The sequence below is a fragment of the Faecalitalea cylindroides genome (assembly GCF_028321995.1).
Taxonomy (GTDB): Bacteria; Bacillota_I; Bacilli_A; order Erysipelotrichales; family Erysipelotrichaceae; genus Faecalitalea; species Faecalitalea cylindroides.
The window spans coordinates 26,412-45,122 of sequence record NZ_JAQLXG010000004.1 but is presented as its reverse complement, the minus strand read 5'-3'; the positions used below and the strand labels follow the sequence as shown (position 1 = coordinate 45,122).

At 34.2% G+C, this 18,711-nt stretch carries 24 protein-coding genes and 1 tRNA gene; 3 read left to right on the top strand and 22 right to left on the bottom strand.

Translation table 11 applies throughout. The annotated features are described in order from the left end of the window. The 5 genes from PND65_RS03535 to PND65_RS03515 are packed head-to-tail and all read right to left on the bottom strand — an operon-like array spanning position 1 to position 3,975. Positions 1-1,299, bottom strand: a complete 1,299-nt coding sequence (locus PND65_RS03535; RefSeq protein ID WP_271990571.1) for a sensor histidine kinase — start codon at positions 1,297-1,299, stop codon at positions 1-3. Then, positions 1,299-2,273 (bottom strand): sugar ABC transporter substrate-binding protein, encoded by a 975-nt coding sequence (locus PND65_RS03530; protein ID WP_087157993.1) that lies wholly within the window; start codon positions 2,271-2,273, stop codon positions 1,299-1,301. The genes PND65_RS03535 and PND65_RS03530 overlap by 1 nt, the downstream gene beginning before the upstream one ends. A gap of 40 nt (positions 2,274-2,313) precedes the next feature. Next, complete coding sequence (locus tag PND65_RS03525) at positions 2,314-2,643, bottom strand: hypothetical protein (protein WP_015536275.1); 330 nt, start codon at positions 2,641-2,643, stop codon at positions 2,314-2,316. A 1-nt stretch (position 2,644) separates the two neighbouring features. Beyond that, entirely contained in the window at positions 2,645-3,445 is an 801-nt protein-coding gene (locus tag PND65_RS03520) for an HAD-IIB family hydrolase (protein ID WP_195376392.1), read from the bottom strand. Continuing rightward, the gene (locus PND65_RS03515; RefSeq protein WP_022356071.1) at positions 3,442-3,975 is read right to left on the bottom strand and encodes a hypothetical protein; all 534 of its coding nucleotides are present in this window, start codon (positions 3,973-3,975) and stop codon (positions 3,442-3,444) included. Before PND65_RS03515 ends, PND65_RS03520 begins: the two co-directional genes overlap by 4 nt. A gap of 105 nt (positions 3,976-4,080) precedes the next feature. Here PND65_RS03515 and PND65_RS03510 point away from each other — a divergent pair, with 105 nt between their 5' ends. Next, positions 4,081-4,527 (top strand): PaaI family thioesterase, encoded by a 447-nt coding sequence (locus PND65_RS03510; RefSeq protein ID WP_015536277.1) that lies wholly within the window; start codon positions 4,081-4,083, stop codon positions 4,525-4,527. A 19-nt stretch (positions 4,528-4,546) separates the two neighbouring features. Here PND65_RS03510 and PND65_RS03505 read toward each other — a convergent pair whose 3' ends face one another. The 5 genes from PND65_RS03505 to bsh form a co-directional block, all read right to left on the bottom strand. Next, a complete protein-coding gene (locus PND65_RS03505; RefSeq protein WP_271990570.1) occupies positions 4,547-5,314 on the bottom strand; it encodes a PTS mannose/fructose/sorbose transporter subunit IIC in 768 nt (255 codons plus the stop codon). A 61-nt stretch (positions 5,315-5,375) separates the two neighbouring features. Further along, complete coding sequence (locus PND65_RS03500; RefSeq protein ID WP_271990569.1) at positions 5,376-5,645, bottom strand: hypothetical protein; 270 nt, start codon at positions 5,643-5,645, stop codon at positions 5,376-5,378. A gap of 76 nt (positions 5,646-5,721) precedes the next feature. Continuing rightward, positions 5,722-6,264 carry a rubrerythrin gene (gene rbr / locus PND65_RS03495; RefSeq protein ID WP_015536279.1) on the bottom strand — a complete coding sequence of 181 codons (543 nt, stop codon included), beginning with the start codon at positions 6,262-6,264 and terminating at the stop codon, positions 5,722-5,724. Between the two features lie 131 nt (positions 6,265-6,395). Further along, positions 6,396-7,217 (bottom strand): HAD family hydrolase, encoded by an 822-nt coding sequence (locus tag PND65_RS03490; RefSeq protein WP_087157995.1) that lies wholly within the window; start codon positions 7,215-7,217, stop codon positions 6,396-6,398. Positions 7,218-7,270: 53 nt separating this feature from the next. Beyond that, a complete protein-coding gene (gene bsh, locus PND65_RS03485) occupies positions 7,271-8,254 on the bottom strand; it encodes a choloylglycine hydrolase (protein ID WP_271990568.1) in 984 nt (327 codons plus the stop codon). Positions 8,255-8,517: 263 nt separating this feature from the next. Between bsh and PND65_RS03480 the strand changes: the two genes are divergently transcribed. Beyond that, complete coding sequence (locus PND65_RS03480) at positions 8,518-9,471, top strand: Rpn family recombination-promoting nuclease/putative transposase (protein WP_271990567.1); 954 nt, start codon at positions 8,518-8,520, stop codon at positions 9,469-9,471. Positions 9,472-9,807: 336 nt separating this feature from the next. Here the strand turns inward: PND65_RS03480 and PND65_RS03475 are convergent, their stop codons facing one another. From PND65_RS03475 to PND65_RS03440, 8 genes are all read right to left on the bottom strand, one after another. Beyond that, on the bottom strand, positions 9,808-10,695 hold the full coding sequence (locus PND65_RS03475) for a PHP domain-containing protein (protein WP_271990566.1): 888 nt from the start codon (positions 10,693-10,695) through the stop codon (positions 9,808-9,810). 243 nt (positions 10,696-10,938) lie between these two features. After that, a tRNA-Ile gene (locus PND65_RS03470) sits at positions 10,939-11,010 on the bottom strand. A 64-nt stretch (positions 11,011-11,074) separates the two neighbouring features. Next, positions 11,075-11,725: a hypothetical protein gene (locus PND65_RS03465; RefSeq protein WP_022355373.1), complete on the bottom strand. Its 651-nt coding sequence runs from the start codon at positions 11,723-11,725 to the stop codon at positions 11,075-11,077. Between the two features lie 13 nt (positions 11,726-11,738). Beyond that, positions 11,739-11,999: a helix-turn-helix domain-containing protein gene (locus PND65_RS03460; protein ID WP_195191662.1), complete on the bottom strand. Its 261-nt coding sequence runs from the start codon at positions 11,997-11,999 to the stop codon at positions 11,739-11,741. A 201-nt stretch (positions 12,000-12,200) separates the two neighbouring features. Beyond that, the gene (locus PND65_RS03455; RefSeq protein ID WP_195191661.1) at positions 12,201-13,031 is read right to left on the bottom strand and encodes an MBL fold metallo-hydrolase; all 831 of its coding nucleotides are present in this window, start codon (positions 13,029-13,031) and stop codon (positions 12,201-12,203) included. Position 13,032: 1 nt separating this feature from the next. Beyond that, positions 13,033-13,677 (bottom strand): endonuclease III, encoded by a 645-nt coding sequence (nth, locus tag PND65_RS03450; RefSeq protein ID WP_022355375.1) that lies wholly within the window; start codon positions 13,675-13,677, stop codon positions 13,033-13,035. Beyond that, positions 13,674-14,213 (bottom strand): DnaD domain-containing protein, encoded by a 540-nt coding sequence (locus PND65_RS03445; RefSeq protein ID WP_022355376.1) that lies wholly within the window; start codon positions 14,211-14,213, stop codon positions 13,674-13,676. The genes nth and PND65_RS03445 overlap by 4 nt, the downstream gene beginning before the upstream one ends. Positions 14,214-14,216: 3 nt before the next feature. After that, positions 14,217-14,666 (bottom strand): hypothetical protein, encoded by a 450-nt coding sequence (locus PND65_RS03440; protein WP_087158000.1) that lies wholly within the window; start codon positions 14,664-14,666, stop codon positions 14,217-14,219. A gap of 162 nt (positions 14,667-14,828) precedes the next feature. Here PND65_RS03440 and PND65_RS03435 point away from each other — a divergent pair, with 162 nt between their 5' ends. Further along, complete coding sequence (locus tag PND65_RS03435) at positions 14,829-15,476, top strand: hypothetical protein (RefSeq protein ID WP_271990564.1); 648 nt, start codon at positions 14,829-14,831, stop codon at positions 15,474-15,476. A 106-nt stretch (positions 15,477-15,582) separates the two neighbouring features. Here PND65_RS03435 and PND65_RS03430 read toward each other — a convergent pair whose 3' ends face one another. The 4 genes from PND65_RS03430 to PND65_RS03415 form a co-directional block, all read right to left on the bottom strand. Continuing rightward, the gene (locus tag PND65_RS03430; protein WP_015535638.1) at positions 15,583-15,975 is read right to left on the bottom strand and encodes an inorganic pyrophosphatase; all 393 of its coding nucleotides are present in this window, start codon (positions 15,973-15,975) and stop codon (positions 15,583-15,585) included. 68 nt (positions 15,976-16,043) lie between these two features. Further along, complete coding sequence (locus tag PND65_RS03425; protein WP_015535639.1) at positions 16,044-17,018, bottom strand: asparaginase; 975 nt, start codon at positions 17,016-17,018, stop codon at positions 16,044-16,046. Beyond that, the gene (locus tag PND65_RS03420; protein ID WP_022355761.1) at positions 17,015-17,521 is read right to left on the bottom strand and encodes a thioredoxin family protein; all 507 of its coding nucleotides are present in this window, start codon (positions 17,519-17,521) and stop codon (positions 17,015-17,017) included. Before PND65_RS03420 ends, PND65_RS03425 begins: the two co-directional genes overlap by 4 nt. Next, the gene (locus tag PND65_RS03415; protein ID WP_271990562.1) at positions 17,505-18,659 is read right to left on the bottom strand and encodes a glycerate kinase family protein; all 1,155 of its coding nucleotides are present in this window, start codon (positions 18,657-18,659) and stop codon (positions 17,505-17,507) included. The genes PND65_RS03420 and PND65_RS03415 overlap by 17 nt, the downstream gene beginning before the upstream one ends. Between the last annotated feature and the right edge of the window lie 52 nt (positions 18,660-18,711).

Genomic DNA, 18,711 nt, shown 5'->3' with positions numbered 1-18,711 from the left:
TTATTCTCCCTGCCGTATTGGAATTTCGGCAATTATTGTAAATCCGTTTTGTCCATAGAATCGAATATCCCCATGCAATAAATCGATCCTATCCTGCATATGGTTTAGTCCAAATCCTTTTTTTATATCTTTACAGCCTTTTCCATTATCCTCAATGATCAAAATTAAAGTGTTCCCTTCTTTAGCAATAGTAACATAGATTATACTCGCATGACCGTGTCTTACGGCATTTGTGATTCCTTCCTGAACGATTCGATACACTACTTCCTGTTCATCCTGCTCTAATTCCAATGAAGGAATATGGCACATATATCGAATCGAAACATCCGTCATTTTCTGAAAATCAAACATTAAAATATCCAAAGCCTCTTTTAAGGTATAGCGTTCCAATGCGTCAGGCTTTAACTTATCCACTGAACGTCTGACATCATCCAACCCTCTTCTGGCATTTTCACTCAATAATTTTAACTGCTGCTTTGCCATATCACGATCCTTATCCAAAATAACCTGGCAAGCTTCCAGACCTACTGAAATTCCTGTCAAAGTGTGACCCAGTGTATCATGAATTTCTCTTGCCAAACGATTCCTTTCTTTTGTTTCACCCATTTTTTCGCTGATATCCGCATAATCCCGTAACTGCTTATTGGCCTCTTGTAGTTGCTTATTCAAACTGATAAATCGTTGATTTTCTTCAATCTTATCTTGTACCAGAAAAAACAGATATAGCATAAATGCCACAATATTTAAACTAACCAAAGTATTCTTGGTCCCTAAAAGAACAGCTATCGTCTGCGATGAATAAATAGAAGTAAAATTTTCAAAACTCGCAACAGAATAAAAAGGTGAAATAAAATCACGAATTGCACCCATATACAACACAAACAATACAACCAATATCAAAATACGATACTTATTACTTGGCGTATATGTCATCGCATCTGCCATCACTAATAATAAGATCACATTGCTGGTAAAGTATGTATTTTTTATGATCAATAAACAAAGACAAATTTCAAAAGCATAGTAAATAATGATTTCTTTCCCATTTAACTTACGCATTCGCGGAATTATCATGATAAAGAGCAACACAAAGAAACAAATCATAGAAAAGATAAAATTAGTCAATCCATCTCCGGGAAGATAATCCAACATATCCATAAAACTTCTTGCCCTCGCTATATCTATGATTCTTTGAATTGAGATCGTAACGATTGCCCCTATAAAAAAGATCAAAGCATAATTTAATATGCACATCAACAGATAGATATAATCTAACCGATTTTTTAAAAACACCTTCATCACTGCCACCCCTCCAGTGAATAATCTTGAATATTGTCTTGGGTAATGATCGTCACCGCTTCAACTACATTCTTTTGAATCTTTTTACCATTAAAATAATCAAGAATCGCCTGCCCTGCTTTTTTACCCATCGTTTCTGGAGACTGTGCAACTGTTGCCTGCATGCGTCCTTCGTTGATCAACCTTTTGGCTTCCGGTGTTCCATCCACACCATAAACCAGCACATCTTGCAGCTTATTTTGCGATTCCAATGCCGCAAGAGCTCCCAGAGCACTTGGATCGTTCAAGGCCATTACTACATCAATATTTTCATTTTCCTGTAAGTATTCTTCCATCAAAGGCATCGCCACTTCCAGTTGCCCTTGACATTCGATTCGTTTGATAATTTGGTAATTCGCATTCCCTTCAATCGTGTCAACAAACCCCTGAATACGCAAACAAGCCGAATTGGCTGTATTATGTTCAAGTAACACGATATTCGCTTTATCTTGACGTTGCATCATGTCTTTTGCACACTGCACACCTGCATCATAATTATCTGAAACAATGTTATATGTCACAAGATCTTCATCTATTACTTCTGTATCCACAGTAAATATAGGAATATCGGCTTTATATGCTTTATTTAACACAGTTCTTAATCCTTTATAATCAACTGGATTGACCACGATCGCATCAACTTTCTGATCAATTAGATATTCAATTTGTTCTCTTTGCGTCTTTAGGTCCAACACAGGATCTAAAGACATCAACGTATATCCTTCTGTCGAAAGAATATTTTGTAACTGTTCATCAATAATCTCAAAAAACGGATTGTTTAATGTCATATATGTGGCACCAATCTTTTTAGATTGCCGAATTGACATAATTGGGACCTTTTGTGTATAGGCATCGATTGCAAAATACCCCGCAATAAAAAGGGCACTTACAACTATAAATGTGATAACGATACGAAAAACACTCTTTTTATTCATACATGGGCCCCTTTCTAAAAAATGCCGCAACTTGCGACATCTATCTCATTAAAAATTGAATAAAATAAATTAAGATCACTGCTGCAATAGGGATGATAAAAATCATCGCATAACCGCGAACAAACTTTGTTTCCAAGGCTTTAAAACCTGCATCATCATAGTAAAATTTTCCATCCTCTGTTTGTCCTACAACACCTTCTTCTACCAGATTGGCAATTGTATAACTCAACGTAGTTGTTGTAAGTTTTAAATCTTTGAATGCATCAACCGGAAGTGCTGTTTCCTTATTTACCGCATTCTTTTTCTTTAATACTTCCAAGACCATTGAAGCTGCCGTAGCCTTTGCTCCCTTTTTTCTTTTTCTTGACATATTATCGACTCTCTCTTTCTTTCCTTATTGCCTCTGCTACGTTGGAAACTTCCCATTGAGCATGTTTTCGTATCGCATCAGATGCATGTCGCATTACATATGTACATTCTAACATATCAAATAGAGGAATATCATTCGATCCATCCCCTATAAATATAATCTCTTTTAAATTTAGATTTTGATGATCGATCAATTTTGTCATCGCATGTGCTTTATTGGTTGCCTTTCGAGTAATCTCAATATAATCTTTTGAAGTAGTCATCACTTCCACATTTGTGAATTTCTCTTGAAATTCGGGAAGCAAACGCTGTACATTCTCTAGGCTCTTAGCCGCAATACTAATTTTTGCCAATCCTTCTGTTCGGCTTTTCAAGTATGTTTTCAAAGATTCTTCTCGAACCCACCCAAGATAAGCAAATTCTTTCTGTATACGTTTTGGATCATCCTCTCGAAGAAAATAATTTGAACCATCCTCTGCTGTAAAAAAAGGATCTATTGTATCGAGATACGTCTCTAGTTCTTTTAATATATTTTTAGCAACAGATAAATCAATTAAAGACGCATCAATCCGATGGTCTTTCCAAAACGTCATTGCTCCATTGCACGTGATCAAACAATCCGGAACAATCTCATAACGATTTAAAAGATTCATACAGAAAACCCGATCTCGTCCTGTTACCAAGCCAAATAAATATCCTTGTTTTTGCCAATTTTTTATTTCCTGCACATCATCTGAAGAAATCATTGCGCTTTCTTCATGAATCAAAGTCCCATCCAGATCTGACAAAAATAAAGGAATCATTTTCTTTTTCCTTTCTTTTGTTTTTTCCATTCATCATAAGCATCGTTGATATAAACGCCCATTTTTTTAGAAACTTCCAATTTTTCCTTATCATTCATTAAAATACGAATGTTTTGAACAATGCCACTGCGAACCTCAAAATTAGCCATCATACGAAAACGATAAATTTTCCCAATGTAATAAATTCCTTCATCAATCAAATACACTCTTTTTCGAACATAGGTTTCTAAGGCAAGGCCAACAAAAATAACCGCAATTGCTAGATAAGCTAAGCGGAAATAGAATACCTGTTCTGTTTCCAATTGCCCTGTAACAAAGATCATCACAAAGGCAAAAACAGCCAAGACACTTGTACCAATCCACCAAATCGGATTATCTGTGAACAGTTTAGCATCTTTATGTGTGTTTAAAAAATTTGGTAAATTTTTTTTATATTCCGTATAAAGCTTAATACTTTTAAACGTCGTATACCCAACATATCCTAATATTAATACCGCAACCGCAATCTGCACAACTATATTATCAAACACGAATATCCCTCTTTCTAATTTAATGGCATTATTATAACACCAACTAAGACTTGTTCCAAACACATTTCGTGATACAATATCTAAAAAAAAGCAGGAGAAAATGGGATGGAAACAGTTCAAAACAATAACGATTTAATGAAACGCTTAAACAGTAGTTCACAATATCTTCAATCCAATGACATGCGCGTCACAGAAGTTAGGGAAGGATATGCAAAAGTGGAAATGATCATTGATGAACAAATCTTGAACGTTCATGGTTTTGTTCATGGTGGAGCTCTATTCTCGCTGGCGGATACAGTAGCCGGTGCAGCTTCTTTTGCAACAGGTAGAGATAGTGTAACTCTTACCGGAACGATCAACTATATCAAACCTGGAACAGGAGGAAAACTCATCGGTATCGCGCAAGAGATTTCGCGAGGTAGAACAACAGGCGTTTATGAAGTATTTATCTTTAATGACAAGAACACACTTTTATCAAGAGCAACATTTACGATGTTCTTCTTAGATTCAGATAAATACAAAGCAAAAAAGGACAAAGAAACAAAAAAATAAATCCTGGTCATTCATTTGATCAGGATTCTTTTTCTGAATAATCTTCTTTATCCAAAGCCATATAAATCAATGTGATCGAGATTCCAATAACTGCCAAACCAATTGTTGTAAGATTTGGTAAAGCCGCTAGTACAAAACCTAACGCTAAGAACAACCATGTTTTCTTTGAAGCTAATACATTGATTACGATCGCAAAGCCTAACGCTGGAATCAAACCACTTCCTACACTTAATCCTTCTAACAACCATTGCGGCATAGCCTCAAAAAGAACTACATAAAGATGAGAAGGAATCACCAGCAAAATTGCTGCCGGGATAGCAACACGTAGTCCCTGCATACAAATGCCTGCCATTTGAAGTCTTTCAATCTTGCCAAAATCAGCCGTTTCGCTGGCAACATCCATTTTATGGACAAGTCCTATAGCTTTTGTTCGACATATCTTTGTTAAAGATAACCCTATTACGGACAGAGGAATTGCAATCGCAATAGAAGCTGAGATTACATATTCACCAGCAACACTTCCATTCAATCCCTGTACCATAAAAATTGAAGATGCCACCGAAGCTAAAGTAACATCTGGTGCAACACTGGCTCCTACATTGGCCCAACCTAAAGCCATCATCTGTAAAAATCCCCCTAAAATGAGTCCTTCTTGCAAATGATTGGTTACCAATCCAATCAAAGTACATGCCACCAAAGGCTGATGAAATTGAAACTCATCAAGGATCCCTTCGATTCCTGCTATAAATGAAATTACAATAATTAACGCAAACGATATTATCGACATCAAATACACCTTCTTAACTTTAACTGAATAATATCATTGAAAACATAACGTTTCAAACGATTTAAAGATATTTATGTCTCCATGCATAATATTCCTCATCTTTTTGCAAAGATATTCCTTCACCTAATGAATTCTCCCAGATCATGAATGTGTTATTTTCAAACATCTCCATAAAATCATCTTCTTTGATTTTCGTATGCCAATTCTCATTCATTAAAAAGTATGCACTTCCCTTAATGCATACAGCTGTTTTATTTTCAACAATGACTAATACATAGCCTGCTTTCAATAAATTATTTGCCTCTATGATCGATGTTATTTTTTTCTTCATATAATCTATTATAAGAAAAGTCAGATTAAAAATAAAACCTTTCCTAAAAAAAACTCGCCGAAGCGAGATTTTTTAATTATTCGTAATGATCTTTTAATTCCTGGAAGTAAGCACGAGCATGTGCACATACTGGACATTCTTCTGGTGCCTGAGCTCCTACATGAATGTGTCCACAGTTCAAGCAGATCCAAACTGTATCTTCACCTTTGTTGAAGAAAGTATTTTCTTCAATTTCTTTTAACATTGCCTTATAACGAGCTTCATGATGCTTTTCGATAGCGGCTACACCTTCCATTTTTTCTGCAATATCGATAAATCCTTCTTCACGGGCATCTTTTGCCATTTCTACATACATATCTGTCCATTCATAGTTTTCACCGGCAGCAGCATCTTTTAAGTTTTCTGTTGTTGTTGGAACTTTACCTCCATGTAAAGCTTTAAACCATAATTTTGCATGTTCTTTTTCATTTTTTGAAGTTTCTTCAAAGATGTTCTGGATTTTTACATACCCGTCTTTTTTTGCCTGAGAAGCATAATATTGGTATTTAACACAAGCTTGACTTTCCCCTGCAAATGCATTTAATAAATTCTGTTCTGTTTTTGATCCTTTTAGTTCCATGTTAACGAACCTCCTAACACTTACATTGTACAACTATTTACTATAACACTCAAGTAAAACAACCATTAAAATTAAGAATCATTATTAGTTATTTCCTTTATTTTAAGTAAAAAAACAAAAATATCTTAAAATTATTGAAGTTTATCTAAAAAGTGTGTCCTTAAATAGTCTCCGACACCATCTTCATTATTTGATTTAAGCGTAATATCATCTGCAACTGCCTTGGTATCATCACTTCCATTGATCATACATACGCCCAAGCCACTTACCTCAAGCATCTCATTATCATTGGTCGTATCCCCAAAGGCAGCCACATTTTCCAATTCAAAATCATTCATCTCACAAATCTTTTTAAGCGCATACGATTTATTAATACGTTTATCCGCAAATTCCATTAATGTAGTCTGTGTTTTAAATCCATTGTAATTTTCATTAGGATGAGCTTCAACATAGGCTTCTATTTCAGGCATGATATCCTCAGTGACCCTAAACATGATCTTTGCGTTTTCCTCCTGATAAAAATCGGCATCTGATTTAGCAACAACAATCTCCTTGTCACTTGTATGAGCTGATTTGATCATCATATCGTCGATTCCTTTGGCAAGTAATTTATCATGGTAATAGATAAAATAATTTGATTTAAAAGGTCGCATAAATTCAATAATTTCCTTGATCCATTCTTTCTTTAACTTGAAATAGCTATATTCCTTTTGATGAATATTATCCCATAACTCAGATCCATTCATCCCAATCACAAAATCAAATTCAAAACTTAATCCCCATATTTTAGCATATCTTTGTAGTTCATCTAAAGGTCTACCTGAGGCAATTCCAAAATAAACTCCATTTTCATGTAATTTCTCTATCGTTTCTCTTGTCGTAGGCATAAGATTCCTTTTTGAATCAACCAACGTACTATCAATATCACAAATAACTAATTTTAAATCCTTCATAAACTGATCTCCTGTCTTGATTAAAGAAAGTATAACATAACTAAAATCAACTCTTAAGTTTTTGAATTAGACTTTAAAAAATTTATAGTTTTGTCTAATTTATAAGCAATTAACACAGAAGAATCCAAATTTTCATCATGCATGCATACACTGTTGATATGCATATTTTCATATGTCTGATAATAATAAATTCCTTTTGTAGCGTTCATACATGCCGAGTAGACAGTGTAATCTTCTCTATTTTCTTTTGTGATAACAGAACCTTTGATCATAGACACCTGGTTCAATACTCTAAAATATTGTTGAACATTTACTTCTTCTGTTCCAGATGATGTCATATTCTCTTTTAAAAATACAGTCTTTACAAACCTTGAAGGACTTGATGCATCTCCTGGCAAACCTAAAGCTCCCATTCCATTGGCAAATGGTTCTAGATCCAAACGTTTGCTGAAACGATTCTCTGGATACTTTGGAGTCAAATTCAAATAATTCATCATATTTGAAAGATGATATGGAAATGGCGGATTATTAGTCAAAGTTCCAAAAATATTATCATAGATCATCAAACCATCTTTTGTTGACTCAACCACAAAACAATCATCTTTATCCGCAATGATCCAATGTAAAGGTGATAATGGCAAGTTAGGAGCAAAATCTTCGTCAATTATATTCATCTTTTCAAAATAACTTCTTGCCTCCTTGGCAGTCACACAATTCGATAGGATCCACGGAATAATTTCAAAAGGAGCAATGTTATCTTTGCCATCCATTAAATCAAAGTATTTGGCATTTCCTTTAAACTCCAAACCACATATTCCCAAACCATGTTCATTGATCGCCTCGGCATACAAAGGATATCCTTCGACAATTGTTGCCATTCCAATCATTGCAGAATGTTTCTCTATTGTTGGTTCATGTCTAAATTGAAATCTATATTCACGTGGCGTTATGACTACTTCTTCACCAAAGCCACAATCTAGATCTAAATTCCTTCCTAAATAAAAATCGTTGTTATAATACGTAAAACTGGTACACATATAGATACCTCCTTATAGAGCCATCATATCACTATTCCCTATTGAATGACACATATATGCATAAAGATATCAGAATCTTTATAATGATCACCCTCATTGTTTTGCATTCTTATAAAATATAAAAAAATAATTATTTTATTTCATTTTTTTTGTCATTTTGGACATTTCCGGTGTGATAGATAAGTGAGAGAGTATTGAAAAAACGTAAATGCATGGTTCAATGACAATCCTGTTCTCTCATGATATATTGGAGGTGTGAAAAAATGATACAAAAAGAAAACAGCTATGGTACGTTTGATCAGGAAATCAATGCCTTCTTCAAGGATGCACATCACTTTGCCTCTTTGATCAATACCTGTCTCTATCAGGGACAGGAGATCGTCAAACCAGAAAATCTGATGCTGGTGGATCCAAAGATACAGGCCTATACAAGAGATGTGCTGATGTTGTGGAATGGAAGATATGGTTCCTATTATCTGGGCATCGAAAATCAACTGATCGAGAACTATCCTATGCCATACCGTATCCTGCAGTATGACTGCCTGGTGTATAAGGATCAGATGGATATACTTGAAAAGGAACACAGGAAAAAGAAGGATCTAAGAAGCAGCGAGGAGTTTCTATCCGGGATCAAGGCAAGTGATAGATTGATCCCATGCATCACCATCGTGATCTATTATGGAACAAGACCATGGCAGACCAATTTCAGCATGAAAGATATGTTCGATGTGAAAGATGTAGAACACTTGAACGAATACAAGATGAATTTACTTGAAGTGCATAGTGATACACATCAATACAAGGACAAGGAATTGGATCTGGTCTTTTCCATCACAAGAGACATATTGAATGCCAATTTTAATACGATAAGGAATAAATATAAACAAGGCATACCCAAGCAGGTAGCACTGGTTATTGCCAGCATGGCAAAAGATGAAGAACTGTATCAACAGATCAAGGAAGAAGAAAAGGAGGTTATTGTAATGTGTGAATCATTAGACAGAATGAGAGAGGAAGCAAGAGCAGAGGGCATGATCTTAGGCAGAAGAGATGGATTAATCCAAGGTAAAACCGAAGGTATACAAATTGGAAAAGAAGATGGTATTTTAATGATTTTAAAAAACTTATTAAAGAAAGGAATATCGGATTCTTATATCTTAGAGATAACCGGTGTTTCTTCTGAACTATTGATAAAAGCTAAACAAGGATTAAATTAAAATCATAAAAAAATTCCAACATAGATAAGGATGGCTTGTTGTTAAAATAAGTCATCTTTATTGTTTACGCTTGATGAAAATAGGATAACTTTAACTTACAAATTCATTTGAATTTAGACTTTTTAAAGCCACATCACGATAGTTTATTCATAAAAAGCTAAAAATTCTGCACCTATATAAATAGAAAGAAATCCAGACAACTATATAGTTATCTGGATCATTTCTAAAAGTAATATTCTACTTCTTCTAGATTTTAACTTGTTTAACACTTCACATATTTTTTAGCAATTAACTGACAGCGCCTAATTTATTTTCAAATTCAAAAAAAAGGAAGAATTATTCTTCCAAAGCTTTTAAGAATCGGTTAATATACTCACTTCCATCTTTTTCTAAACCATATGAACCCATTTCAATACTAGGTTTCTTTTCACCATGAAAATCACTTCCACATGTTATCAACAAATTATGTTTTTTCGCAAATTCTTCATAATATTCAATGTGTTCTGGCGCATGATAATTGCTGAAAACCTCTACTCCATCGATGCCTGCGTCAAGAGCTTTTTGTAACAAATCTTTCTTATGATAAAAAGTTTTAAAAGGATGTGCAACTACGGCAATTCCTCCAGCTTCATGAATTTTTTTGACAGAATCTTCAAAGCTAGGATTCTCAACATAAACATACAAATCGCTGCCGGCCTGGCATTTATCCCAGAAAAAGTTTACTGGAGCAGGATCACTTCTTTTTCCTCCAGGAATATAATCTTTGAAATCTTCAATACCCTGATAACGAGGATCATTAAAAATTCTCGTCCACATCAAAAACCACGGATTCTTACCACAACTTGCCTCAATCAACTCATCAGCGTCCAATTCGATTCCGTATTTATTTTGGATCTTTTCAACACGTAGATAAAACGCATCATACATTAACTTATTCAATCGATCTGCTAAATTCACAAAATATGAGTTTTCAATATCAATTCCATACCCTAACAAATGAACATCATTTCCCTCCAAAATTGTTGAACACTCAATACCTGGAATCACTCGAATCCCTTTTTCTTTTCCAAGTTCAGTGATTTCTTTAACACCTTTTACAGCATCATGGTCTGTTAAGGAAATAATCTTTAAACCTTTTTTATCCGCAATGTCAATCAATTCTTTTGGTGAGAACTGACCGTCCCCGCTATACATAGAATGCATATGTAAATCAAATGAATTCATATCTTATTCCTCCACTATCGTTTATTTTAGTCTTTGAAAAAACGTTAGTAAAGAAAAGAAAAAACATTTTAAACAAAAAGCCTGTTATACAGCCATGAGGGAACCCGATGGTCAATCAGCTTATCACCAAACCTTGATCATGGATTTTTAAATTCGTTAAATAAATATGGAGGGTAAAGATTCAAATAACCAAATTAATATTTATCTAGCATGTAACTCAACAAACAATGACAAAACACATTCATTCAAAGTAAGGAATCGAACCTTAAACCACATAATTATCAATTATGTGCTCTACCATTGAGCTACTTTGAATCGCTTTTAAACTCCCCTTTACGGGAAAAGCTGAGTTCACGTTTTCGTATAACAGGCGCGACACTTAGTGGATTTCAATAAAGGTTGTCGCATTAGAGATTTTGATCTTAGTCTCTAATTCACTCAACAAGGTTGTATGCTTATCTTTTAGAGATTCAATCTCGTCTAAAACATTTAAAGGATCAATCAACTCGACCGTGTTTTCGCTAATATAAGCATCAACAACACTTAATGGTTTATCATCTTTATATTTCCCATCTTTTCCTAAAATGGAAAGTCGCATTTTCTCGGCATCTTCTTCCAACCGTCGATTTCTTAGATCTTTCAACTCAAGGACTTCATAATAATTTTCTTCCATTTTATTTCGAAGTATGGTTTCAAAATCCATAGCATTTAATTCTCGTAAACGATTACGCATAGATAAAGCAACCGCAACAGAATAAGTACCAAATGACGTTTCAATATATGTATTGGCATTTGAAGTAATGATAGCTTCATCAATCTTTTGATATCGTTTGATCAAATCCTGAATCTGTTGATAACTTGTCTTAACTTTCTTACAAAATTCTTCTTTGGTAATTACTTGTTGAATCACTTTTTCTTCATTTCGTTTCTTACCATCCACAAAATCAATTCTTTCTATTTTAGAATTAATTTTTTTCACCAATAAATCCCGCTCATCCAAAGCTTGTGTAATTAAAAGTTTGTTTTCCATTCTGCTATTCTCCTCATAAGCCTCGATTCATATTTTCCAATACGATCTGTTCCTTATTTCCTACAAGAAGAGAATCCATATTAACACGTAACAAGGCGCACAAAGAATACAAAATATCTATAGACGGAATACTTTCCCCACGCATCCATTTATAAACCGTTTGCACACAGCATAATGAAAGTTTGTCTTGAATATCTGTTGGTTTCAGTCCACGAACTTTCATTAAGTTTCGAATTCTTTTTCCTGTTTCGATCTTATCGACCCTTGGGTACATGCAAATTCATCTCCTTCTTTAAACAAATCGATCCGCGGTATTTTTGATTTGTTTTATGCTTTCATTATATGTTAAAAGAAAGTACTTGTCATTTAACTATAAAGCTAAAAAAAGACGTAAAAAAAGCTTTTTTGTCACGTTTCATCACGATATACAAAAAAGCGATATATACTTCACTTTTATCATACAATTCTATACGATTTAAATTTCAATTGTTTTCCCTGTTGTCAAAAAATCAATACGATCTTTTAGATATTTTTTTAATAAATCATACGATACATTCCCCGTACAATGACCTGTAAGAACATATTGTATATTCTTCTCGATAAAGATACATAAATTTTGAATCTGTTCCTCAGTAAAACTTGATGTTTCAATATGGTTTTTAGTGGATTTCATATGCAGACCACCAACATATGCATAAACTGGCTTGTTCAATCTTTTCTTTATATTGTCTACAATCGATTCCAGTCCCGCATGAGAACAACTGTTACAAATCACAAGTCCCTTTGGGGTATCAAATACTAAGCTCAATTCATGATTAAAATTATCTGGCTGAAGTACGTCATCTACTTTTTTATATAATTTTTTCTGCACACCTATTTCTTTTGTGTTTGATACATCATCAAGTATCAAATATATTTTTTCATCAATTTTTGTATCCTTTGAAATAGTATTAAAACGATTTTTCATTTGTTTTAGTTTCGAACTTAAACCAATATAATGAACACTTCCACCTGAACCTGAATAATAATCATCAAAAATATTTTTAGCCCCATAAACCACTTTATCTTTATATTGATTTAGAAATACCATAAAGCCATCTCCGTGATCATAATGCCCATGCGAAAGAACTGCTTTATCAACACGACCTAAATCTATACTCAAAGCATGAGCATTTTTAAAAAAGCTATCACTCGGACCAGCATCCAGTAAATACTTTTTATCATTAAATTCAATATATAAGCTTAGCCCATGTTCAATTTTGAATTCGCTGGGTCCTGTATTTTCCACCAATACTGTAATTCTCATATTATGCCTTCTTCTTTAAATAAGCATCTACCTTATCCTTTTTACAAATGTCTATAAACGGGCATCGATAACATTCAGGATTTCTTGAATGACAGAGATATCGCCCAAAAAAGATAAATTCATGATGTCCTCGATTCCACCGATCTCGATCGATCTTTCTTTTTAATTTTTCTTCCACTTTTTCAACTGAATCGTATGGCTTGGCAAGACCTAGACGTTTACTGATACGATCCACGTGCGTATCGACCGCAAAACTTGGAATATCAAAGGCCACACTGCGGACTACATTCGCCGTCTTTCTTCCTACTCCTGCCAAAGACATCAAATCTTTGTAAGAGCTAGGGACCTCTCCATGAAATTTTTCTTCTAGATCTTGAGAAAGTTTAAGAATAGAACGTGCTTTATTGCGATATAAACCAATTCGTCGAATATAAGACTCAATATCACTTAAAGATGCTTGAGCCATCGCTTTTGAAGTTGGATATGCCGCAAATAGAGCAGGGGTTACTTTATTAACGGATTCATCTGTGGTCTGTGCACTTAATACAACCGCAACCAAAAGCTGAAAAGGTGTTTCGTGCTTTAATTCACACTCTGCATTTGGATATAGTTTTTCCATTTCATCCAAGATTTCATTCGCATTCATCGTTTACCATTCTCCACATCTTCCACACTTAATCCCTTATCCGTCCATGAAATCAAGATTCTTTCAATATAGTTAAGATCTCGCTTATCATAAGAAGCTGCCTCATTCAAAGCCACGATAACCATTCGTTCACTATAAATTGATGCCAAATTTAAGATCCTATCCATTTCCGAAGGACTTAAAGAACGTTTAAATTCATCTTCAAATTCTTCCAATAAAGATTTCGCATAATTCACTTCAGATGTATTTTCTAATGCATAAACTCCACTGATGTCAAAAACCATATTTCCATCTTTAAAATCTAAATTTAAATATCCTTTTTCTGCTAAAGCATTAAAGATATCTTCCACTTCTTCTTCATTGATTTTTAGTTTTGTTGCCAATAACTCATGATGAATATTGACATGAATCGTATTAAAGTGATCGATTAACAACAACACTAAAGCTTCCTTAGCATCTAAATGAAGTGTTTCTAAATGTTCTAGAAGCCATACTTTTCGATCCAAATACGGTGCATCCCAAGAAATCTTTTCCATATTTTATACCTCTCGCTGATAAACTCGTTCCAATGTATCATAGTCTAAAAGAATTATCTTATTGCTGCCACGAATTTCATAAACTGGATTATCATAACCATATCCAAGCTCAATCGTATCACATTCGATTCCATAATCTGTAGAAGCCTTTTCTTTAGCAGCTTCATAATCCAATGTTGCAATTTCTCTAGTAGTAATAACTTCGCAATTCTCGTCAAACCAATATAACGTTGTCTCTGTATATCCCTGATAAGTTGTATAGTCAAATTGATGTACAGTTAATCCTGTAATTCCTTTATTTTCTTCTGTAATCTGATCAAGATCATTTTGAAGCGTAACTTCATGAACACGACTAGGTCCACTTATAAATAAAGACCATAAAATCGCGATGATCAAAATCAAAACGATCCACAAAACTACAGTTAATCTTTTTCCGTAAAACTTATTTTTCATGAATTTGCCTCTCTATGCGTCTAATTATATCATAGAGCGAACAAGATAAAAGAAATTTGAATTTTAAAATCATTTACATGTTTAAATTGATTCAAGTCTCCATTCATAATATGATTAAAGTAGAAATATACAACATAGATATATAAACAGGAGGTGAGTTTTATGATAAAAACTATCTCTCTATGGGTCAAAAATGACTCAAAATGGAACATACTTTTATTTATTTTTGCCTTATGGATTCTCTATGTCTTTTCAGTCTCTGGAGATGCCACAAATCCGATGAATAATGGATATGGATTCCTTATTTTTTCTCTTTTTGCCATAACATGGATAAACATTCTACCACTTTGTACTCCTACAAAGAACAAATCAACGATTCAAATACTCGAAGAAACAAATAATATTCCAATAACCTTGCTAATGCTTTTCCTATTTAAGACCTTCATTCTCTACATTGTTCTTCTTTTCATTTGGATACTACATAGTATATTTAATCACACACCTGTGATGATATTGCCTGCCAGTCTTATGTATTGGTTATCCAGTTCACTCTCTATCTTACTCTATAGTTTCTGCTTGTTCTTACGCTTTTCAAAAAGTGAATATTGGAGAAGACAGGCATATTTTCCTGCCATTATTTTGTTTACATTAACACCTTTTATTACACGATACACTCCATTTAACTATCAAGTTTTTTATGATCTTTTCAAAGAATATACAATATGGATCTTACTTTTATTCTTTCTTTTTTACATAATAGGATATCTTTGGATAAAAAGAATTATCCGAAAATATTTTAAAGAGCTATAAACAAAAAAGTTTACAGCTCTTTTTAATTAAAGTACTTTGTTAGAATTAACTTCTGACAAAACGTTTGATAACACAAACGATAATCCATACAAAAAAGATCTACTAATTAATCATTAGTAGACCAAATAGGTGTTTCATCACCTCTTCGGATCAAAATTGCTTTCTGAAACTCTGTTTGGTTTAAGAATCTCAAAATATCCAGTATTTCTTCTTCTGTACATCCAACAAGCAGTTTAACTTCACAATCTTTTTTCAAGATATCTGCAGAAACCGCAATCGCATCAACAGTATGTGTTGGAATAGATCCCTTAAAAAGATCAATTGGATCTTGATCAGATCCTGCTGTTGTATCAGACAAGAATCCATAATCAACTGGATATACTAAATTTGAATATTTGAAATGTGTCGAGCCTTTCGGTCTGTCGATCGTGCAATCACTTGAAAACATCAGCGTATCTAGTTTCTGCCAAAAAAACGCATTGTTTTCTAATTCTTTCATAGAAAAACCTCCCAGCATGTAACTATTATACCATTTAAGAAATATTTTTCAAATCTGTGAAACAATTTTCAATATATTGAGAAAATCTCTTTTATTTTTTTAGGCTCCTTCGTGACCAAAAGCGATAATTGTAATAATATCCTTGCTTTCTGAGGAGAAAATTTTAGAGCCGGTATGGTTTTTAGTTCCGGGTCAAAATACTTTGAATCAAAGACTGCACCCTCTATAACTCTCGATGAACGAACAAGTATACAATCATCATTTTTCTCGATTACATCTTTTATCGCAGAAGGATAGTTCCCTGAACCAGTTCCCGCAATAACAACTCCATCATAACGTTTCATCATGTCTTCTAAAAGCTGAGGATCACAATCGCTGTGCACATAATAAATACCAACTTTAGGAAGAATATCAATAGATAAATTTGCAAATATCGTCTGATGGGTATGTTTTTTATGTGGTTCACTCAACAAATATACTTGATCATCTCGCATATAACCTAAACTTCCAAATTCCCCCATCTTAAAAGCATCCGTTTTATAACTGTTTGTTTTCTGTAGATCTCTTCCTGAATATATAGTATCTGAAAATAAAGCCAATACACCAGCATCATAGGCATCAGTTGAACAAGCTAATGCTACAGCCTGATAAAGATTCATCGGCCCATCAGCACTTGTTGATGTTGCCGGACGCATCGATCCTGTTAAAACAACCGGTTTATGACAATTTAAAGTCAAATTCAAAAAGAAAGCTGTCTCTTCCAATGTATCCGTTCCGTGCGTGATTACGATTCCGTCAATCGAATCATCTTTATCATAACGTTCACAATATTCTCTAAGCTTTTTCCAATGTGATATTCCTATGTCATTAGAATCCAAATTACACAATTGGATCATTGTTAAATTGGCAAGGGTATCAATTTGAGGAATTGAATCAACAATTTGTTTTACATTGATTGTACCGGCCTGATATGAGGCACTTTCGCCAATTTTGCCACTCCCTGCAATTGTTCCACCAGTTGCAATTATCACAATGTTTTTCATTGTGATATAAACTCCCATAAATCCTGTGTTTCAGCCGTATCAAAATCAATCGGAGCATCTAAGCCACCTAAGCTAACAGTTTTATTTGTATCACCAAATCCAACAGCTGAACTGGTAATCTTGCCATCTTTAAATACATACATCGTTGGTGTGTAATAAAAATATGGGGCAATTTCTAAGAAAGCCTTACCTTCATCTGTAGACGAATCCAATGTCTGTGAACCATCATCCTTAGATGTAAAACCAAAATCTGTTGAATCTAATTTATATAAGGTAATTCCTGGGTGTTCACCTTCTGTTTGATTAATATATTCCTCAATCGCTTCACAAAAAGAACACTCATCCCTTTCAACGATCATTACAAAATCTTCTTTGTTATCAATTTTTTCTTGAATTTCGGCAACAGTGATATCCACTTCTTTAAAATCATCTTGCGGCACAGAACAAGCCACCAAACTTATCCCTACAAAAAATGCCAGGATCATTTTACTTATTTTCTTCATATTTAATTACTCCTTCTATCAGTCGTACAACAGAAAACGCCAAAGCTTCCAACTTTGCAGAAGCTGTCTTCAAAGCAGTTTGAAAACTCATTGCTCTATCTGCACTTGAAAAAATTCCAATTACGCCTTCTTTGTAAAGTTCTTCATAACCAAGCCCTAGAGCCCCACTCAAACAAATAACCGGTTTATCATATTTTTTTGCTAATTGAGCAATTCCATAAGGAACCTTGCCATATACAGTCTGCCGGTCCGTTTGTCCTTCTCCTGTAATGACTATATCACATTTTGAAATTTCGTCTTCTAAATGGGCATATTCTGTCAAAAGTTGAATTCCCGGGACCATTCTTGCATGAAACATGCCTAAAAGCACAGCACCAATCCCACCTGCAGCGCCAGAAGCTTCAAACTCATTGACATCCACATGAAAGGTCTGATCCAGTTTATCGCGATAGTGTCTTAACCAACTATCAATTTCTTCCATTTGATTCTCGTAAATACCTTTTTGTTTCCCAAAGATATAGGTAGCGCCTTCTTGACCTAAAAGATGATTTTTTACATCACAGGCAACGATAAACTCTACATTACTTGGAATCGAGAAAGCACGTTTGTCAATGAAAGCAATCTTTCCTAAAGCATATGTATTGGGACGCAGCAATTCTCGATTGGAATCATAAAACCGCACTCCAAACTCACTCAAAAGTCCCATACCTCCATCATTGGTACTGCTGCCGCCAAGACCAATGATGATTTTTGACACACCAAAAGACAGTGCCTGTTTGATTAATATGCCAACACCTTTACTGGAAGTAATCATGGGATTGCGATCTTTTTTATCTACCATGCTTAAACCAATACAGCTGGCAACATCTATGATCGCAATATCTTCCTCTTGTGAAAGACAGATTCCAGCACGAATCTTTCTGTGATAAGCATCTAAAGTATTTACATCAACCATCTTACCATTGATTACATCACAAAAAGCCTGAGCCGTGCCTTCTCCTCCATCCGCCATGGAAAATACTTTGACTCGGTGTTGGAAATTAGCTTTTAATATGCCTTTTTCGATCGTTTGACCGACTTCTTTTGATGTCATACAGCCTTTAAACGAATCGCATGCAACAACGAATTTCATGTACATATTTTAACATTTATCCTTATTGAGTTCAAAAACTAGTTAATATATAATATTA

What these genes read in the sequence shown, in the direction of transcription:
- PND65_RS03530 (WP_087157993.1), bottom strand. Translation starts at nt 2,273, where the DNA reads ATGAATAAAAAGAGTGTTTTTCGTATCGTTATCACATTTATAGTTGTA.
- PND65_RS03425 (WP_015535639.1), bottom strand. Translation starts at nt 17,018, where the DNA reads ATGAAAAACATTGTGATAATTGCAACTGGTGGAACAATTGCAGGGAGT.
- PND65_RS03445 (WP_022355376.1), bottom strand. Translation starts at nt 14,213, where the DNA reads ATGGAAAAGATTTCTTGGGATGCACCGTATTTGGATCGAAAAGTATGG.
- PND65_RS03435 (WP_271990564.1), top strand. Translation starts at nt 14,829, where the DNA reads ATGATAAAAACTATCTCTCTATGGGTCAAAAATGACTCAAAATGGAAC.
- PND65_RS03415 (WP_271990562.1), bottom strand. Translation starts at nt 18,659, where the DNA reads ATGTACATGAAATTCGTTGTTGCATGCGATTCGTTTAAAGGCTGTATG.
- PND65_RS03520 (WP_195376392.1), bottom strand. Translation starts at nt 3,445, where the DNA reads ATGATTCCTTTATTTTTGTCAGATCTGGATGGGACTTTGATTCATGAA.
- PND65_RS03535 (WP_271990571.1), bottom strand. Translation starts at nt 1,299, where the DNA reads ATGAAGGTGTTTTTAAAAAATCGGTTAGATTATATCTATCTGTTGATG.
- PND65_RS03460 (WP_195191662.1), bottom strand. Translation starts at nt 11,999, where the DNA reads ATGTACCCAAGGGTCGATAAGATCGAAACAGGAAAAAGAATTCGAAAC.
- PND65_RS03430 (WP_015535638.1), bottom strand. Translation starts at nt 15,975, where the DNA reads ATGAAAGAATTAGAAAACAATGCGTTTTTTTGGCAGAAACTAGATACG.
- PND65_RS03510 (WP_015536277.1), top strand. Translation starts at nt 4,081, where the DNA reads ATGGAAACAGTTCAAAACAATAACGATTTAATGAAACGCTTAAACAGT.
- PND65_RS03480 (WP_271990567.1), top strand. Translation starts at nt 8,518, where the DNA reads ATGATACAAAAAGAAAACAGCTATGGTACGTTTGATCAGGAAATCAAT.
- PND65_RS03420 (WP_022355761.1), bottom strand. Translation starts at nt 17,521, where the DNA reads ATGAAGAAAATAAGTAAAATGATCCTGGCATTTTTTGTAGGGATAAGT.
- PND65_RS03500 (WP_271990569.1), bottom strand. Translation starts at nt 5,645, where the DNA reads ATGAAGAAAAAAATAACATCGATCATAGAGGCAAATAATTTATTGAAA.
- PND65_RS03455 (WP_195191661.1), bottom strand. Translation starts at nt 13,031, where the DNA reads ATGAGAATTACAGTATTGGTGGAAAATACAGGACCCAGCGAATTCAAA.
- PND65_RS03475 (WP_271990566.1), bottom strand. Translation starts at nt 10,695, where the DNA reads ATGAATTCATTTGATTTACATATGCATTCTATGTATAGCGGGGACGGT.
- bsh (WP_271990568.1), bottom strand. Translation starts at nt 8,254, where the DNA reads ATGTGTACCAGTTTTACGTATTATAACAACGATTTTTATTTAGGAAGG.
- PND65_RS03525 (WP_015536275.1), bottom strand. Translation starts at nt 2,643, where the DNA reads ATGTCAAGAAAAAGAAAAAAGGGAGCAAAGGCTACGGCAGCTTCAATG.
- PND65_RS03440 (WP_087158000.1), bottom strand. Translation starts at nt 14,666, where the DNA reads ATGAAAAATAAGTTTTACGGAAAAAGATTAACTGTAGTTTTGTGGATC.
- nth (WP_022355375.1), bottom strand. Translation starts at nt 13,677, where the DNA reads ATGAATGCGAATGAAATCTTGGATGAAATGGAAAAACTATATCCAAAT.
- PND65_RS03505 (WP_271990570.1), bottom strand. Translation starts at nt 5,314, where the DNA reads ATGTCGATAATATCGTTTGCGTTAATTATTGTAATTTCATTTATAGCA.
- PND65_RS03465 (WP_022355373.1), bottom strand. Translation starts at nt 11,725, where the DNA reads ATGGAAAACAAACTTTTAATTACACAAGCTTTGGATGAGCGGGATTTA.
- PND65_RS03490 (WP_087157995.1), bottom strand. Translation starts at nt 7,217, where the DNA reads ATGAAGGATTTAAAATTAGTTATTTGTGATATTGATAGTACGTTGGTT.
- rbr (WP_015536279.1), bottom strand. Translation starts at nt 6,264, where the DNA reads ATGGAACTAAAAGGATCAAAAACAGAACAGAATTTATTAAATGCATTT.